Origin of the sequence: Streptomyces sp. Je 1-4 4N24 (assembly GCF_026239515.1) — a bacterium.
Classification (GTDB): domain Bacteria; phylum Actinomycetota; class Actinomycetes; order Streptomycetales; family Streptomycetaceae; genus Streptomyces; species Streptomyces nigrescens.
This window is the reverse complement of record NZ_CP110836.1, coordinates 7,273,504-7,288,826: the sequence shown is the minus strand read 5'-3', so window position 1 is coordinate 7,288,826 and position 15,323 is coordinate 7,273,504. Positions and strand designations below refer to the sequence as shown.

Here is a 15,323-nt window from a genome sequence, read left to right as displayed (position 1 = left end):
TTGTGGTGGCAGAGCTCTCGTATCGCGGGACAGCGCCGTCCGCGCCGCAATGACCGGTTCTCGCCTGTCCGGGAACGGCCGCTACTGCCAGGCTCATGGCCCGCAGTAGCACCCATGCCGCATAAATACCCCTTTACGGGAAGGAACCCTCATGCGTACTGGATTCACCACGGCTGCCCTGGCACTCGCCGTCGCCCTGGGTGGCGTCACCCTCGCCCCTGCCGCCCAGGCCGCGGAGGCGCACCGGCCTTCCGTGGCATCGCTTTCCGGGGCGGCGGCCGCCGACTTCAACGTGGGGGGCTTCTGGACCCTCTACCAGAGCAACTCGGCCCACGCGACGCTCTCCGTGACCCAGGACGCCCAGGGGAACCTCAGCGGCACAGCCAGAACGGGAAGTTCGACGACGGGCACCATCGAGCAGGGGTTCGTGGACGGCACCTCCCTCTACTTCGTCATCGCCTGGAGCGACGGCGCAAGAGGCCGCTACATCGGCTCCCGCGGCTCCGACGGCCGCCTCAGCGGAGTCGCCACCGACCTGGCCCATCCCACCAGTCAGGCGACGTGGTACACCACCTGGACGTTCTGACCTCACCCCGGGCGTATCGCCCGGCGCCGCCGCGAACTCCGCCCACCGCACCAGGAATTGGTTGACGGCACATACATCTGCCTGTTCCACTGAGCCCATGCGTCCTCAGCAGCGGCTGGTCACCCGTGACCACATCGACTTCGGCCGGGTGTGGTCGGCCTCCTGTTGCCACTGACTTCTCCGTAGCGCAGCACTGCTCTCCCGTACGCGACGCCGTACGCCCGCATGCCATCCCGCGCATGCCCCTCAGCGCTTGATCCACGAGAAGACGAGGCCACACCCATGCCTGTCGAGTTCCTCGGCATTGCCGCGACCAACAACGGTTCCGAAGTCACCCCCCGCTCCGGCGCGTCCTTCGACAAGGACTACACGCTGAAGCTGGCCCGCGCCCACGAGGAGTACGGCTGGGACCGGGTGCTGTTCGCCTACGGTTCCGGCTCCCCCGACCCGTCCCCGGCCGCCGCCTATGTCGCGGCCCGCACCGAGACCCTGCAGATCCTGGTGGCGCACCGCCCCAATGTCTCGTATCCGACGTTCGCCGCGAAGACCTTCGCGACGCTGGACCGGATCAGCGACGGCCGGCTCGCGGTGCACTTCATCACCGGTGGCAACGACCACGAACAGGGCCGCGAGGGCGACACCCTCACCAAGGACGAGCGCTACGACCGCACCCGCGAATACATCCGCCTCGTCAAGAAGATCTGGACCACCCATGAGCCCTTCGACCACGAGGGCACCCACTACCGCTTCCACGACTTCGTCTCGGACACCTTCCCCGTTCAACAGCCGCACCCGCAGGTGTCGTTCGGGGGCTCCTCGGCTGCGGCGTACGCGGCGGGCGGCGCCGAGGCGGACATCTACTGCCTGTGGGGTGAACCGCTGGCACAGACCGCCGAACAGATCGCCTCGGTGAAGGCGGCGGCGCAGGCGGCCGGGCGCAGTGAGGTGCCCCGGATCCAGGTCGCGTTCCGGCCGGTCATCGCGCCCACGGAGGAGCTGGCCTGGGAGAAGGCCCACCGCACCCTGGAGCGGATCAAGGCCCGCAAGGCGGGCGGCGCGCTCAGCCGCCGTCATCCACTGACGAACCCGCAGAACGCCGGCTCGCAGCGGCTGCTGGCGGTGGCCGCCGAAGGGGAACGGCACGACCGGGCACTGTGGACCCCGACCGCCGCGGAGACCGGCGGCGCGGGCAACTCCACCGCACTGGTCGGCACCCCGGAAACCGTCGCCCAGGCCCTGCTCGACTACTACGACCTGGGCGTGGAGATCCTCTCCGCCCGCGGCTACGACCTGCTCGACGACGCCATCGACTTCGGCCGCCATGTCATCCCGATCGTGCGCGAGGAGGTCGCCAAGCGGGACGCGGAACGGGCGGCGGCCGACGGCCGGCAGGCCTCGTAGCCCCCGGCTTCCCTGCCACAGCAGGCGGCGCCGCGACCCGTCCGGACGGGTCGCGGCGCCGCCTGCTGTGGCAGGGGTGTCCGGCTCAGCCCACCGACGAATACGCCACCACGCCGCGCAGCACACCGTCCATGGCCTTACGGGCCGTGCGCGCGACCGTGCCGCCGGGCGGGGCCGCGGCCGCGATCTGGCCGAGGACGTCGATCAGCTGCTTGCACCAGCGGACGAAGTCACCGGCGGGCATCTCCGCCTCGCGCAGCACCTCGTCGAGGCCGAATCCGGAGGCCCAGCGGTAGGCGGCCCAGGCGAAGCCGAGGTCCGGCTCCCGCTGGCCGACGCCCTCCGCCTGGTTGATCTTGTGATCCTCCTCCAGGGCGTCCAGCCGGCCCCAGATACGGACCATCTCGCCCAGTGCGTCCCTGGCCTTCCCGGCCGGCAGCTTGGGCGCCACCGCATCGTCCGCCTGCCGCGCCTCGTACACCAGCGCCGAGGCACAGGCCGCCAGCTCCGCGGGGCCCAGCCCCTCCCAGACGCCGTCCCGCAGACATTCGCTCGCCAGCAGATCCAGCTCACCGTAGAGCCGGGCGAGCCGGCGGCCCTCGTCGGTGACGGTGTCGCCTTCGAGGTAGTCCAGCTCGGTCAGCAGGGCACAGATCCGGTCGAAGGTACGGGCGATGGTGTTCGTCCGCCCCTCGATCCGGCGCTCCAACTGACGGGTGTCGCGCAACAGTCGGTGGTAGCGCTCCGCCCAGCGGGCGTGGTCCTCACGCTCGGCGCAGCCATGGCAGGGATGCGCCCGGATCTCCGTCCGCAGCCGGGCGATCTCGCGGTCGTCGGCCGCCTCCGAGCGGGGCTTGCGATGCCGCGACGGCACGACATGGCCGGCCTTCGTCCGCAGCGCGGAGGCCAGATCACGGCGCGACTGCGGGCTGCGGGCGTTGAAGGACTTGGGGATCCGCATCCGGTCCAGTGCCTTGACCGGCACCGGGAAGTCGATCGATGCCAGCCGCTTGACCTGCCGCTCAGCGGTCAGCACCAGCGGCCGCGGGCCGTCCTGCGCATCGAAGCCCCGGTGGCCGTTCGTCCGCCCCGAGGGCATACCGGGGTCGAGGACCAGCGCGAGACCCGCGTACTTGCCGGTCGGCACATGGATGACATCGCCGGGCTTCAGCTTCTCCAGCGCCGCCGCGGCCGCCACCCGGCGCTGCGCCGCGCCCTGCTTGGCCAGCTCCGTCTCACGGTCCTTCAACTCCCGCCGCAGCCGGGAGTATTCCTCGAAGTCACCGAGGTGGCAGGTCATCGAACCGCGGTAACCCTCCAGCCCCTCCTCGTTCTTCTGCACCTGCCGCGAGATCCCGACCACCGACTTGTCGGCCTGGAACTGCGCGAAGGACATCTCCAGCAGCTCTCGCGAACGGTGCCTGCCGAACTGCGAGACGAGGTTGACCGCCATGTTGTACGACGGCTTGAAGGACGACCGCAGCGGATAGGTACGCGTCCCGGCGAGCCCGGCCAGCGCGCCCGGGTTCATCCCCCGCTGCCACAGCACCACCGCGTGGCCCTCGATGTCGATACCGCGGCGCCCGGCCCGGCCGGTCAGCTGGGTGTACTCGCCGGGGGTGATGTCGGCATGCTGCTCACCGTTCCACTTCACCAGCTTTTCCAACACCACGGACCGGGCGGGCATGTTGATGCCCAGCGCCAGTGTCTCGGTGGCGAAGACGGCCTTGACCAGGCCCTTCACGAACAGCTCCTCGACGACCTCCTTGAAGGTCGGCAGCATACCGGCATGGTGCGCGGCGATGCCCCGCTCCAGACCCTCCAACCACTCGAAGTAGCCCAGCACATGAAGGTCGTCGTCCGGGATGCCAGCCGTCCGCGCCTCCACTATGCGACGGACCTGTTCGCGGCCCTCCTGGTCGTTCAGCCGCAGGCCCGAGACCAGGCACTGCTGGACGGCCGCCTCGCAGCCGGCCCGGCTGAAGATGAAGGTGATCGCGGGCAGCAGGCCTTCGTTGTCCAGACGGTCGATGACCTCGGGCCGGCTCGGCGTCCAGATACGGGCACGCTGCCGCCGCTCACGCTCCCGGTCCGCCTCGCGCATATTGCGGCCCCGGCGCTTGTCCCGGCCGAACGTCGGCCGGGAGTTCTCCATCCGCGCCAGCCGCTCCAGATCGGGGTTGACCTCACGGCGGCCGCCGCTCTGCCCGTCCCGCTCCTCGAACAGGTCGTATATCCGGCGCCCCGCGAGCACGTGCTGCCACAGCGGCACCGGCCGGTGCTCGGAGACGATCACGGCGGTGTCGCCGCGAACCGTGTCCAGCCAGTCGCCGAACTCCTCGGCATTGGAGACCGTCGCCGACAGTGACACCAGCGTCACCGACTCGGGAAGATGGATGATCACCTCTTCCCAGACGGCGCCGCGGAAGCGGTCGGAGAGGTAGTGCACCTCGTCCATCACCACATAGCCGAGGCCGACCAGCGACTGCGAGCCGGCATAGAGCATGTTCCGCAGCACCTCGGTGGTCATCACGACCACCGGAGCCTCGGAGTTGACGCTGTTGTCGCCGGTCAGCAGACCGACCTTCTCGGCGCCGTAACGCTTGACCAGATCCTGGTACTTCTGGTTGGACAGCGCCTTGATGGGCGTGGTGTAGAAGCATTTTCGGCCCTGCTCCAGGGCCAGGTGGACGGCGAATTCGCCGACGATCGTCTTGCCGGATCCGGTGGGGGCCGCGACCAGCACACCCTTACCGGCCTCCAGGGCCCGACATGCCTCGACCTGGAACGGATCCAGCCCGAAGTCGTACATTTCACGGAAAGGGGCGAGTGCGGTGGCCTGCTCGGCCGCCCGGAGCTTGGCGGCGGCATAGCGCTCAGCAGGGGACATGTCCTCGGTCATCGTGCTTACGAGCCTACCGGCCACCTCTGACAACGACCCGATCTTTATGCCCGCCCGTTTGCGGATTGCCGTGGGCTGGCGCCGGTGCGCCTACGGATTGTGGGTGGTGGGTCGGAGGGGACGCCCGGTAAGCCGTCCTCGGCGCGGGCCGCCCTGGTCCCAGAGGTTGGGAGCCCCGTTGTTCGCTCCGGGTCCTGCGGGCGGCTCACCGGACATCCCCTCCGACCGCCGTACGCGCGCGGCTCTCCCGCCGTACCGATCACCGTCACCAACCCATGCACCCCCCTTGGCAGGGACCTGGTCGGGCCGCCAGATCGTTGGGCGCGGCTGGCATGTGGTCGGTGACGGACGGTGTCACCGGGCGGCAGTCGGCAACGCTGGACGGTTGGAGGGGATGTACCGGGGCCCGCCCGCAGGACCGGAGCGAACGCCGGGGCAATCAATCCCATGGACCCGCGTCGCCCGCGCCGAGGACGGGTCCCGGTGCGTCCCCTCCGACCCCCGCGGCAACCACAAGCGCCGCAACACCCCAGCCCCCACCAACCCGCACAGCCCCCGAAGCAAGTGACGGATCGGCCGCGCCACGAAGGGGCGCGGGGAACGGCGCGCCCAGCCACAACCGCACCCGCACCCGCACCCGCACCCGCACCCGCAGACAAACACCGCGGACCGATCAACCCCGGCACCGACTACGCCAAGTCACAACCCGTCACGTGAAGTCGTCGTACCCGCCACGCCGCCCCGCACCGCTCTCGCCCGCCTCACCACTCGCCTGCTCCGGAAGCATCCGGCCCGAGGCGACCGGCTCGATCGCACCGACCTCGGTGGGCGTCAGATCGAGCTCCGAGGCCTCGTCGTCGCTCAGCTCCGCATCCGGGTTGCCGAGCTTGCGGCGGCGGTCGTTGAAGAGGCAGATGCCGACGGCGCCGAAGTACAGCACCACGATCGGGGCGGCCAGCAGCCCCATGACCAGCGGATCACCGGTCGGCGTCGCGAGGGCCGCGAAGACCGTGATGCCCAGCACCATGAACCGCCACCAGCTCATGATCCGGCGGCCGGTGAGCACTCCGCCGAAGTTGAGCAGCACCAGGAGAAGCGGCAGCTCGAAGGCGAGACCGAAGACCAGGACCATGCGCGTGACGATGTCGATGAACTCGTCGGCCGGGAAGAGGTTGGCCCAGTCGCCGGGGGTCAGTCCGACCAGCGCGCCCGCGGTGGTCGGCAGGACCGCGTAGGCGAGGTAGGCGCCACCGAGGAAGAGCGGGACACCGGCGCCGACAAAGCTCAGCGCGTACTTCTTCTCGTGGCGGTGCAGGCCCGGGGCGAGGAAGGCCCAGAGCTGGTAGAGCCACACCGGGCTGGCGAGGACGACGCCGGAGGTGAGGGACAGCTTGAGCATGATCGTGAACGGTGCGAGCAGACCGTTCGCGACCACCTGAGCGCAGGGATGGGCGCGCGGGCCGGACGTCCCCTTGGGGCAGCCGACCGAATCGATGACCGGGCCCGTGACGAAGTGGGCGATCGCGTCGTACTGCCACAACGCGACGATGGTGACCACAATGATCACCAGCACCGATTTCAGCAGCCTGTTGCGCAGCTCACGCAGATGCGCCGCGAGCGGCATACGCCCCTCGGGGTCCTTCTCCTGCTTGCGGGCAGACTTGGGCAACCCACTTCCTCGTCTCGTACATCAGCCGCCGACCGGGTCGGTGTGACTGGATCGGTTCGGTCAGCTCTGGTTGGTGCGGTTCGGCTCGGCCACGGGGCGCGAGCTGCTCACATCACCGGGAGCCGCCTGAATCGTACGAGGGGCCTGCTGCGCAGCATCAGAGGGAGCCTCGGAAGAGGTGCCGGACGTGGCGCCACCGTCCGCGTCGCCGCCGTCCTTCTTCATCGCCTTGGCCTCGCTCTTGAGGATACGAGCGGACTTCCCGAGCGAACGCGCCATGTCCGGCAGCTTCTTCGCGCCGAACAGCAGCACAATGACGACGAGGATCAGAATAATCTCGGGGGCCCTCAAGTTGCTGAACATGTGCGACTACCTTCTCGCCGGGGCGGCGTCTGCTGTGGTGCCTGCCGAATGGGGGTCGGACTGGCGTCCTGGTGCTCGCTCGATCGTAACGTTCGGTGGTGAACGCCGGGCAATGCCCGTGCATCTTCCGAATTGCCTCGACCGCCGCGCTGTGTGAACCGCAGAGGAAGCCTACCCTTCTGCCCTCCGGCGGAGCAGACCGCGCAGCCCGGCGGCAACATCTCAGTCCCGGCCGGCCTCGTGCGCCCGTGAGGCGAGCGGCAGCGCCGCCCGCTCCAGGTCCTCGCTGGCCTGCTGGATCCGCTCCGAGGTCGCCCCGACCTGGCGGGCCAGCCGCCGTACTTCGACGAAGACGCGGACGGCGAGGACGCCGAGCACGGCGATCCCGGCGAAGCCTAGGGCGATTGCGATCATGGGCCAGAGCATGGCACGAGCCTATCGGTCAGCCCGTGTGCAGCCGCAGCGTGCGGACCCCGCCGCCGGTGAGCAGCTCGATGATCCGCTCACCGGCCGGTTTGCGCACCGCACGGCGGCAGTCGGGGCAGGTGAAGGAGTAGAAGGTGGTGCGGCTGCTGCCGCCGATCGCCAGCCGGAAGGCGTCCGAGGCCAGTTCGAAGCGGCCCCGGCAGTCCGGGCAGGCCGCCTTGAAGAGCACCGGAGCGCTCCTGCCCGCCAAGGTGGTGGTCGCCATCGTCATCCTTCGCCGCCTCGTCCTTCGCCCCGCGCCGGACGGTGCGCCCGGCACGCCGCCCGGCACGCCGCGCTCACTCGCCGTACGCCGCGAGGGCCTGCTCGGCGGCCTGCCGCGCGCTGTCCGCGAGCGCCTGCGGCGCCACGATCCGGCCATCCCGGCCCAGCCGCAGGGCCAGCCGGCGCAGCGAGGCCGGGTCGGGGGTGCGCAGGGTGATGCGCAGCCCGCCGTCGGGGAGCTCGTCGGCGCTGTCGTGCGGGTAGTACTCGGCGACCCAGCGGCCGCCGGGCCCGACCTCGATGGAGACCTCGGGGTCCTCGGCCGCGGGCTGCACCAGGCCCTCCGACAGGTCGCGCAGCTCGACCGGGGGCGGATCGGCGGGCGCGTCCAGCAGCTTGATCTCGGCGACCCGGTCGAGCCGGAAGGTGCGCCGGGCCTCCGAGAGCCGGCACCACGCCTCCATATAGGTGTGGCCGACGGCGAAGAGCCGGATCGGGTCGACCTCGCGCTCGGTCAGCTCGTCGCGGGCCGGGGAGTAGTAGCGCAGCCACAGCCGGCGCCGCTCGGCGATGGCACGGTCCACATCGGCGAACACCCCGCCCTCGGATTCGAAGGTCACCGAGAGCCGGGAACTGGCGCCGGCCGCTTCTCCGGCCGCCGCCTCCAGCTTGGCGGTGGCCCGCAGCAGCGCCTGCCGGTCACCCTCGCGCAGTCCGGGCAGGGTGGCCACCGCGCGGGCCGCGACCAGCAGAGCGGTCGCCTCGTCGGCGGCCAGCCGCAGCGGCTCGGCGACATCGTCGGGGTTGTGCCACCAGATGCGGTCGCCGTCGGTGTCGATGTCCAGGAGGTCGCCGCCGCGGAAGCTCGTTCCGCACATCGGCAGGACGTCGAGGTCGGCGATCAGCTCGTCCTCGGTGATGCCGAAGGCGCGGGCGACGTCCCCGACACGGGCGCCGGGGCGCTCGCGGAGGTAGGTCACCAGGGACAGCATCCGGCGGGTCTGGTCGATCGCGTTCGTCGCCATGGGTCTCGTATCCCTCTCAGCCCTTGGCCACGGCACGCAGCCGGTCGATGACATCGGCGCGCAGTTCCGCGGGTTCCAGTACGACCACGTCGGGGCCGAACTCCACCAGCCAGGCGTCGAGCCCGTGCCCGTTGGGGATCTCCAGCTCGTCCCAGCCGTCGCCGAGCTCGCGGAGGGCGAGCGCACGGGCGCGCAGCGGATATCCGTGCTCGGCCCGCAGCTTGATCCTGGCGGTGCCGGTGGCGGTCTCGCCGGCCCAGCTCTCGACGGTCTCGCGGACGGTGACGTGATCGGGCACCGGCGCGGTGAACGCCCCTTGCCGGGAACGGACCTTGCCGGTGATCCGGGAGAGCCGGAAGACCCGCTCGGCCTGGCGCTCGCGGTCCCAGCCGGCGACATACCAGTGGCCCCGCCAGCATTCGAGGATCCAGGGTTCGACCTGCCGCTGCTCGGGGTGTGCGGCGGTCGACTTGCGGTAGTCGAAGACGACCGGGCGGCGGTCGCGGCAGGCCAGCATCAGCGGCTCGAAGGCGGCCTCGTGAGCGGGGATACGGGGTTCCAGCGCGCTGTGCGGCTGTCCGGCGTCGTAGTCGGCACCGTCAGCGGCCAGCGGCATACCGGCCGCGCGCAGCTTCTGGAGGGCGCCGCTGGCGGCTCCCGCCAGCCGGGCCTGCTGCCAGATCTTGGCGGCGAGCCCCAGGGCGGCGGCCTCCTCGGCGTCCAGCGTGATCGGGGGCAGGCGGTTGCTGTCTCGGCGGGCGAGATAGCCGATGTCGCCCTCGATGCCCTCGACGGTCTCGATGACGAGGCCCAGCTCGCGCAGATCGTCCTTGTCCCGCTCGAACATGCGGTTGAACGAGTCGTCGCTGCTCGCCTCGATGTAGGCCTCGATGGACGACCGCAGTTCACGTTTGGTCAGCGGGCGTCGCGTCCCCAGCAGGCACAGCGCCAGATTCATCAGCCGCTCGGCCTTGGCAATGGCCATCGACGCCCTTTCTCGTTGAACTCCCGATCGTTGACCGTACCGCTCGGGGTGGTCAGGGCAAAAGCCGGACGAGTGAGCCCGCAGTCCCTCCGTCCGCCCGCAGGGTGGGCCAGGAGGGAGTGCGGGCTCACTCGGCGGGCTCACTCGTCCGAGGGCCCGTGCCATCGCGGCACGGGCCCTCGGTACGTCACCAGCGGTCGCGCACGGCGACCGGCGACGGTCTCAGACGGAGACCAGGTCGCAGACGAAGATCAGCGTCTCGCCCGGGGCGATCCGGCCGCCGCCGGCGCCACGGTCGCCGTACGCCAGGTGCGCGGGGATGGTCAGCCGGCGGCGGCCGCCGACCTTCATGCCCTGCACGCCCTGGTCCCAGCCGGCGATGACCTGGCCGGCGCCCAGCTGGAACTGGAGCGGCTTGCCCCGGTTCCAGCTGGCGTCGAACTCCTCGCCGGTGCTGAACGACACACCGACGTAGTGGACGGAGACGGTGTCCCCGGCCTTGGCGACCGGCCCGTCGCCCTCCGTCAGGTCCACGATCTCGAGCTCGGTGGGAGCCGGGCCCTCAGGAAAGTCGATCTCGGGCTTGTCGATGCTCACGGATGTGCTCCTACTTACGAATCTTTACGATTACCGGGCCAGTCTTGCAGATCTTGCGAGGGCCGCCGTCAGACCGTGCCGACGATGTCGACCGAGAAGACCAGGGTGTTCTTCGCCAGCTCGTGCTGCGGGCTCGCGCCGTAGCCCAGCTTCGGCGGGATCACGATCTCCACCCGGTCACCGACGTGCTTGCCGACCAGCGCCTTGTCCCAGCCCTGGACGACCTGCCCGGTACCGATTTGGAACGCCGTCGCGCCACCGTGGTCCCAGGACGAGTCGAACTTCTTGCCGTCCTCCCACTTCACCCCGGTGTACTGCGCGATCAGCCCGTCACCGGCCTTCACCTCGGGGCCCTTGCCGTTGATCAGCACCTGCTCCTTGAGGTCCTTGGGGGCCTTCTCGCCCTTGGGAACCTCGATCTTCGCGGCCTTGCCGTCCGGCGCCGTCACCTCGGGCAGACCGTCCTCCGGCTCCGCCTGCTCGCCCTCGGCCTTCGCCTTCTTGTCGACCTTCTTCGCCCCCACGACGTCGACGACCCACACCAGCCCGTCCTCCGGCTTGATCCCGGCCTGCGGGTTCAGGCCCGCGCCGATCAGCGCCTTGGCGGTGCCCTCGACCTCGAAGCGGCTGCCGACCTTCTGCCCGGCGACCGCGGACAGCACCTTCGGCGGCAGCATCTGCTGGGTCATCTGGTCGGTGACCTCGCTGACGACCTGGGTACGCGGCCCGCCCGGCTTGCTCCCGGGCTGCGGGGTCCAGCTGCCACCGAGGTTCTGGCCCTTCATCGACTCCGCCGCGAAGTCCAGCCGGACCAGATCGCCCTTCTTGACCGTGGCGCCCTTGCCCTCGATGAGGGTCTTGGTGACGGCCTTGTCGGACGGCTTGGCGCCCTTCGGCACCGTAATCTTGGGCTTCTCCCCTGCCTTGCCCTCGACCTTGACGACAGCTCCGCCCGACGTGCCCTTACCGTCGTCGGACCCGCAGGCGGCGGTGAACAGCAGGATGGGCACGGTCAGCGCGACGGCGGCGCGACGGGTGTTCTTCGTGAGGTTCATTCGTCCAACTCGGGCTCGTGGGGTGGGTGGGCAATGCCCGCCACTCTACGACCTGTGCCGCCAGACGTTTCCCGCCACAACACGGCAATGTGCCGGGAGCTCCGGCTCCCGGCACACCACCGCATTCCCCGCGGGTCACATACCTGCGATCAGCTTCTCCACCCGGTCGTCCACGGAACGGAACGGGTCCTTGCACAGCACCGTGCGCTGCGCCTGGTCATTGAGCTTGAGATGCACCCAGTCGACCGTGAAATCACGACGCTGCTCCTGCGCCCGGCGAATGAAGTCGCCGCGCAGCCTGGCACGGGTGGTCTGCGGCGGCACCGACTTGCCCTCGAAGATCTTCAAGTCATTGCAGATCCGTGCCGCTTGTCCCTTCCGCTCCAGGAGGTAATAAAGCCCCCGGCGACGGTGGATATCATGATACGCGAGGTCTATCTGCGCCACTCGTGGGTGGGACATGGTGATGTTGTTCTTTGTGCGGTATCGCTCGATGAGCTGATGTTTCATCACCCAGTCGATCTCGGTCGAGATACGGTCGAGCTCCTCGTCCCGGATCGCTTCGAGCGTACGGCCCCACAGCTCCAGGACCCGCTCGACGGTGCCCGTACGGATTCCGCGGCGGTCGCAGAAATCCACGGCCTTCTCGTAGTACTCCTGCTGGACCTCCAGCGCCGACGCCTCGCGCCCGCTGGCCAGCCGCACCTTGCGCTGACCGGTGATGTCGTGGCTGACCTCGCGGATGGCCCGGATCGGGTTCTCCAACGTCAGATCGCGCATGACGGTGCCCGCCTCGATCATGCGCAGTACGAGATCGGTGGCGCCGACCTTCAGCATCATGGTCGTCTCGGACATATTGGAGTCGCCGACGATGACATGGAGCCGGCGATAGCGCTCGGCGTCCGCATGCGGTTCATCGCGGGTATTGATGATGGGCCGGGAGCGGGTCGTCGCCGAGGAGACGCCCTCCCAGATGTGCTCCGCACGCTGGCTGACGCAGTAGACGGCGCCCCGCGGAGTCTGCAGCACTTTGCCCGCGCCGCACAGCAGCTGACGGGTGACAAGGAACGGAATGAGGATGTCCGCGAGCCGGGAGAACTCGCCGTGGCGGGCGACGAGATAATTCTCGTGGCAGCCGTAGGAGTTTCCCGCCGAATCGGTGTTGTTCTTGAAGAGATAGACGTCGCCCGCGATTCCCTCCTCATGCAGGCGGCGTTCGGCGTCGACGAGCAGGCCTTCGAGAATGCGCTCGCCGGCCTTGTCGTGCGTGACCAGCTCGGTCACGTTGTCGCACTCGGGAGTTGCGTATTCCGGGTGCGAACCCACGTCCAAGTACAGGCGGGCGCCGTTCCGCAGGAAGACATTGCTGCTGCGGCCCCATGACACGACACGGCGGAAGAGGTACCGCGCCACTTCGTCAGGCGACAGTCGGCGCTGTCCCCTGAACGTGCACGTGACGCCGTACTCGTTCTCCAGCCCGAAAATGCGGCGGTCCATGACTGAACATTACGCCTGACGGCCTGCTCTGAAACCGGGTTCGACGGTCCCGTTTCGATCATTTTCCGCCGTGGCCCCACCGGGCGTAGGCCGCACGGGATCCCCCAGGAATCGCTTCGTCGACAAAAGGACGACCAGCGCGGCGATCCCACCGGCACCGGCCACCGCGAAGCCCGCGACCGCGCCGCCGCCCTCCACCGCCGGACCCACCACCGAGGCACCCACCGCCGCCCCCACGCCGAACGTCGTCACCAGCCAGGAAAACGCCTCCGTCACCGTGCCCTTGGGCGCATGCCGGTCCACCACCACGAACGCGCAGGCCAGCGCCGGCGCCAGGAACACACCGGCGACACCGGTCAGCGCCGTCATCCCGACGACACCCGGCACCAGCACCAGCGGCAGATACCCCAGCGCCAGCAGGCCGACCAGCAGCCGCAGCCGGCTCTCCGGCCGTCCCGGCCACTCCCGGGCGCCGTAGACGAGGCCACCGATCAGCGCGCCGGTGCTGAGCGCGGAGAGCAGGGCGCTGGAGACCATTCCCCCGCCGTGCTCATCGGCGTACGCCACGGCCGCGACCTCGATCGACCCCAGCGCCAGCCCCACGAAGAAGAACGCCCCGATCAGCACCAGCAGCCCGGCCGAGCGCAACGCACCCAGCCAGTGCACCTCACGCGGCTCACTGCGCCACTGCCGGGACGGCCCGGAGACGACGACGGAGAGCGCGCCGAGCACCCCGGCCAGGTTGATCACCAGCAGCGCCGCGCCCGCCGACCAGGCCGCCACGCCCAGCGTCACCAGCAACGGCCCCGCCGCGAACATGACTTCCTGCGCCACCGCGTCCAGCGCATAGGCGGCGTGCACCTGGTCCGCGCGCTTGAGGACCCCGGGCCACAGCGCCCGCAGACCGCCCTCCAGGGGTGGGGTGAAGAAACCGGCGATCACCATGGCGGCGTAGGCGAGCCACAGCACATCCAGGCCGACGGCCGCCAGCAGCGCCATGCCGAGCGCGGAGAGCACCGAGGCGGGCAGCATCACCCGCGGCTGTCCGTAGAGGTCCGTGGCCCGGCCGAGCAGCGGCTGGCCGACGGCGGTACAGACGCCGTAGACCGCGGCGAGCGCACCGGCCAGGGCGTAGCTGCCGCCCTCGGCGCGTACGAAGAGGACCACGGCCAGCGCCGCGGTGGCGTTCGGCAGTCTGCCGACCAGTGTCCCCGCCAGGAGCCGGGCGGCATGCCGGGTCCTGAGAAGCTCCGCGTATCCCGCGGCCATGCGCGCCCCTTTCCTGTCCGGCCGAACCGGACGTGTTACGTATAACTGCCGTCGTCATACGTACCATGACCACAACCCGCGGTCCACCCGCGGCGCCCGAACGTGAGGAGCAAGACAGCCGGTGACCAGCAACGAGGCCGCAACACCCCCCGGTGCAAGCACCAGCTCCACCGGAGCGGCCGGCGCCGCGCGCCCTGGTAGGCCGGCCGCCACCCGCGCCACCAGCCGGGACGTGGCCCGCGCCGCCGGGGTCTCCCAGGCCGCCGTCTCGCTCGTCCTGGGCGACAAATGGCGCGGCCGGGTCTCCCCCGGCAAGGCGGAAGCCGTACGCGCCGCCGCCCGTGAGCTGGGCTATCGGCCCAACCTCGCCGCCCGCAGCCTGCGGACGGGCCGCACCCGCACGGTGCTGCTGGTCGTCCCCGCCCTGACCACCGAATTCTTCGCCCGCGTCTACACCGGCGCGGCCCGGGCCGCCGCCGACCACGGCTTCGGCGTCGTCCTCTACCCCTCCCCCGAAGGCATCGGCCCCGCCCGCAACCCGTTCGACTCCGCCGCGGCCACCCTGGACGGCGTGATCGCCTCGTCCATGGCCGCCGAGGCACTCACCGCGCTCCGGGAAGCCGATCTTCCCCTGGTCATGCTGGACAGCGATCCCGGCGACGACCGGGCGAACGCCACGGTCAACCTCGATATCGCCGACGGCGCACGGCAGTTGACCGGTCATCTGAGCGCCCTCGGCCACCGCTGTATCACCCACCTCGCGGCCGATGTCCGGTCATGGACCTTCGAGCTGCGGGCCCGCGCCGTCGCCGACAGCCTCCACGGCGTCCCCGGCGCTCTGCTGCGCCGGCAGCCGGCCGCCCTGGGCGTCGACGCCGGGCTGCACGCCGCACACGCCGCCCTCACCGGGCCCGGCCCCCGCCCCACGGCGCTGCTCTGCGACGACGACATCATCGCCGCGGGTGCCTGCAAGGCCGTCCGGCGTCTGGGCCTGCGCGTCCCCGAGGACGTGTCCGTCACCGGCTTCGACGATCTGGCCCTGGCCGTCGCCGTGGAACCGGAGCTGACGACCGTACGGCTGCCCGCGGAGGAGTTCGGCGAGGCCGGGATGCGGGCCCTGATGACGGTGCTCGACGGCCGCCCGGCGGACACCCCCACCCTGCCCGTGGAACTGGTCACCCGCGGTTCCACCGCCCCGCCCGTGGACGCCCCCGGCAATGCCGCGCGCCCCGGCGGGCAGTGACCCACCGGGGCGCGTGAACCGGGCCTCGGGCCCGAAAGCGG

The 15,323-nt window shown here is 70.4% G+C and carries 14 protein-coding genes; 3 read left to right on the top strand and 11 right to left on the bottom strand.

The genetic code is table 11. The features are described from left to right. The first annotated feature begins 151 nt into the window (after positions 1 to 151). Both SLV14N_RS31805 and SLV14N_RS31800 read left to right on the top strand, forming a co-directional pair. Entirely contained in the window at positions 152 to 586 is a 435-nt protein-coding gene (locus SLV14N_RS31805; RefSeq protein WP_208685720.1) for a hypothetical protein, read from the top strand. Between the two features lie 282 nt (positions 587 to 868). Further along, positions 869 to 1,987 (top strand): LLM class flavin-dependent oxidoreductase, encoded by a 1,119-nt coding sequence (locus tag SLV14N_RS31800; protein ID WP_208685718.1) that lies wholly within the window; start codon positions 869 to 871, stop codon positions 1,985 to 1,987. Between the two features lie 85 nt (positions 1,988 to 2,072). Here the strand turns inward: SLV14N_RS31800 and SLV14N_RS31795 are convergent, their stop codons facing one another. The 11 genes from SLV14N_RS31795 to SLV14N_RS31745 form a co-directional block, all read right to left on the bottom strand. Further along, positions 2,073 to 4,889, bottom strand: coding sequence for an RNA helicase (locus tag SLV14N_RS31795; protein WP_109888652.1), 2,817 nt, complete (start codon positions 4,887 to 4,889; stop codon positions 2,073 to 2,075). Positions 4,890 to 5,598: 709 nt separating this feature from the next. Beyond that, positions 5,599 to 6,558: a twin-arginine translocase subunit TatC gene (gene tatC, locus SLV14N_RS31790; RefSeq protein WP_263272080.1), complete on the bottom strand. Its 960-nt coding sequence runs from the start codon at positions 6,556 to 6,558 to the stop codon at positions 5,599 to 5,601. A 60-nt stretch (positions 6,559 to 6,618) separates the two neighbouring features. Further along, positions 6,619 to 6,921: a Sec-independent protein translocase subunit TatA gene (tatA, locus tag SLV14N_RS31785; protein WP_018087762.1), complete on the bottom strand. Its 303-nt coding sequence runs from the start codon at positions 6,919 to 6,921 to the stop codon at positions 6,619 to 6,621. Positions 6,922 to 7,143: 222 nt separating this feature from the next. Beyond that, on the bottom strand, positions 7,144 to 7,347 hold the full coding sequence (locus tag SLV14N_RS31780; protein ID WP_018087763.1) for a hypothetical protein: 204 nt from the start codon (positions 7,345 to 7,347) through the stop codon (positions 7,144 to 7,146). Between the two features lie 16 nt (positions 7,348 to 7,363). After that, complete coding sequence (locus SLV14N_RS31775) at positions 7,364 to 7,618, bottom strand: hypothetical protein (RefSeq protein WP_263272078.1); 255 nt, start codon at positions 7,616 to 7,618, stop codon at positions 7,364 to 7,366. A 67-nt stretch (positions 7,619 to 7,685) separates the two neighbouring features. Beyond that, on the bottom strand, positions 7,686 to 8,636 hold the full coding sequence (locus SLV14N_RS31770; RefSeq protein ID WP_018087765.1) for a YafY family protein: 951 nt from the start codon (positions 8,634 to 8,636) through the stop codon (positions 7,686 to 7,688). 16 nt (positions 8,637 to 8,652) lie between these two features. Further along, entirely contained in the window at positions 8,653 to 9,621 is a 969-nt protein-coding gene (locus SLV14N_RS31765) for a YafY family protein (protein ID WP_208685712.1), read from the bottom strand. Positions 9,622 to 9,843: 222 nt separating this feature from the next. Continuing rightward, the gene (locus tag SLV14N_RS31760) at positions 9,844 to 10,218 is read right to left on the bottom strand and encodes an FKBP-type peptidyl-prolyl cis-trans isomerase (RefSeq protein ID WP_018087767.1); all 375 of its coding nucleotides are present in this window, start codon (positions 10,216 to 10,218) and stop codon (positions 9,844 to 9,846) included. Between the two features lie 68 nt (positions 10,219 to 10,286). After that, a complete protein-coding gene (locus SLV14N_RS31755) occupies positions 10,287 to 11,273 on the bottom strand; it encodes an FKBP-type peptidyl-prolyl cis-trans isomerase (protein ID WP_263272072.1) in 987 nt (328 codons plus the stop codon). Between the two features lie 135 nt (positions 11,274 to 11,408). Further along, positions 11,409 to 12,770, bottom strand: coding sequence for a Pup--protein ligase (pafA, locus tag SLV14N_RS31750; RefSeq protein WP_018087769.1), 1,362 nt, complete (start codon positions 12,768 to 12,770; stop codon positions 11,409 to 11,411). A gap of 9 nt (positions 12,771 to 12,779) precedes the next feature. Continuing rightward, entirely contained in the window at positions 12,780 to 14,039 is a 1,260-nt protein-coding gene (locus tag SLV14N_RS31745) for an MFS transporter (RefSeq protein WP_263272069.1), read from the bottom strand. 121 nt (positions 14,040 to 14,160) lie between these two features. On the opposite strand from SLV14N_RS31745, the gene SLV14N_RS31740 reads away from it, so the two are divergent. Beyond that, positions 14,161 to 15,282, top strand: a complete 1,122-nt coding sequence (locus SLV14N_RS31740) for a LacI family DNA-binding transcriptional regulator (RefSeq protein ID WP_263272067.1) — start codon at positions 14,161 to 14,163, stop codon at positions 15,280 to 15,282. Positions 15,283 to 15,323 lie beyond the last annotated feature (41 nt).

Bases quoted from the DNA above. Each gene is read 5' to 3' on its own strand.
- SLV14N_RS31780 (WP_018087763.1), bottom strand. From the start codon at position 7,347: ATGCTCTGGCCCATGATCGCAATCGCCCTAGGCTTCGCCGGGATCGCC.
- SLV14N_RS31745 (WP_263272069.1), bottom strand. From the start codon at position 14,039: ATGGCCGCGGGATACGCGGAGCTTCTCAGGACCCGGCATGCCGCCCGG.
- SLV14N_RS31765 (WP_208685712.1), bottom strand. From the start codon at position 9,621: ATGGCCATTGCCAAGGCCGAGCGGCTGATGAATCTGGCGCTGTGCCTG.
- SLV14N_RS31755 (WP_263272072.1), bottom strand. From the start codon at position 11,273: ATGAACCTCACGAAGAACACCCGTCGCGCCGCCGTCGCGCTGACCGTG.
- SLV14N_RS31770 (WP_018087765.1), bottom strand. From the start codon at position 8,636: ATGGCGACGAACGCGATCGACCAGACCCGCCGGATGCTGTCCCTGGTG.
- SLV14N_RS31775 (WP_263272078.1), bottom strand. From the start codon at position 7,618: ATGACGATGGCGACCACCACCTTGGCGGGCAGGAGCGCTCCGGTGCTC.
- pafA (WP_018087769.1), bottom strand. From the start codon at position 12,770: ATGGACCGCCGCATTTTCGGGCTGGAGAACGAGTACGGCGTCACGTGC.
- SLV14N_RS31805 (WP_208685720.1), top strand. From the start codon at position 152: ATGCGTACTGGATTCACCACGGCTGCCCTGGCACTCGCCGTCGCCCTG.
- SLV14N_RS31795 (WP_109888652.1), bottom strand. From the start codon at position 4,889: ATGACCGAGGACATGTCCCCTGCTGAGCGCTATGCCGCCGCCAAGCTC.
- tatA (WP_018087762.1), bottom strand. From the start codon at position 6,921: ATGTTCAGCAACTTGAGGGCCCCCGAGATTATTCTGATCCTCGTCGTC.
- SLV14N_RS31800 (WP_208685718.1), top strand. From the start codon at position 869: ATGCCTGTCGAGTTCCTCGGCATTGCCGCGACCAACAACGGTTCCGAA.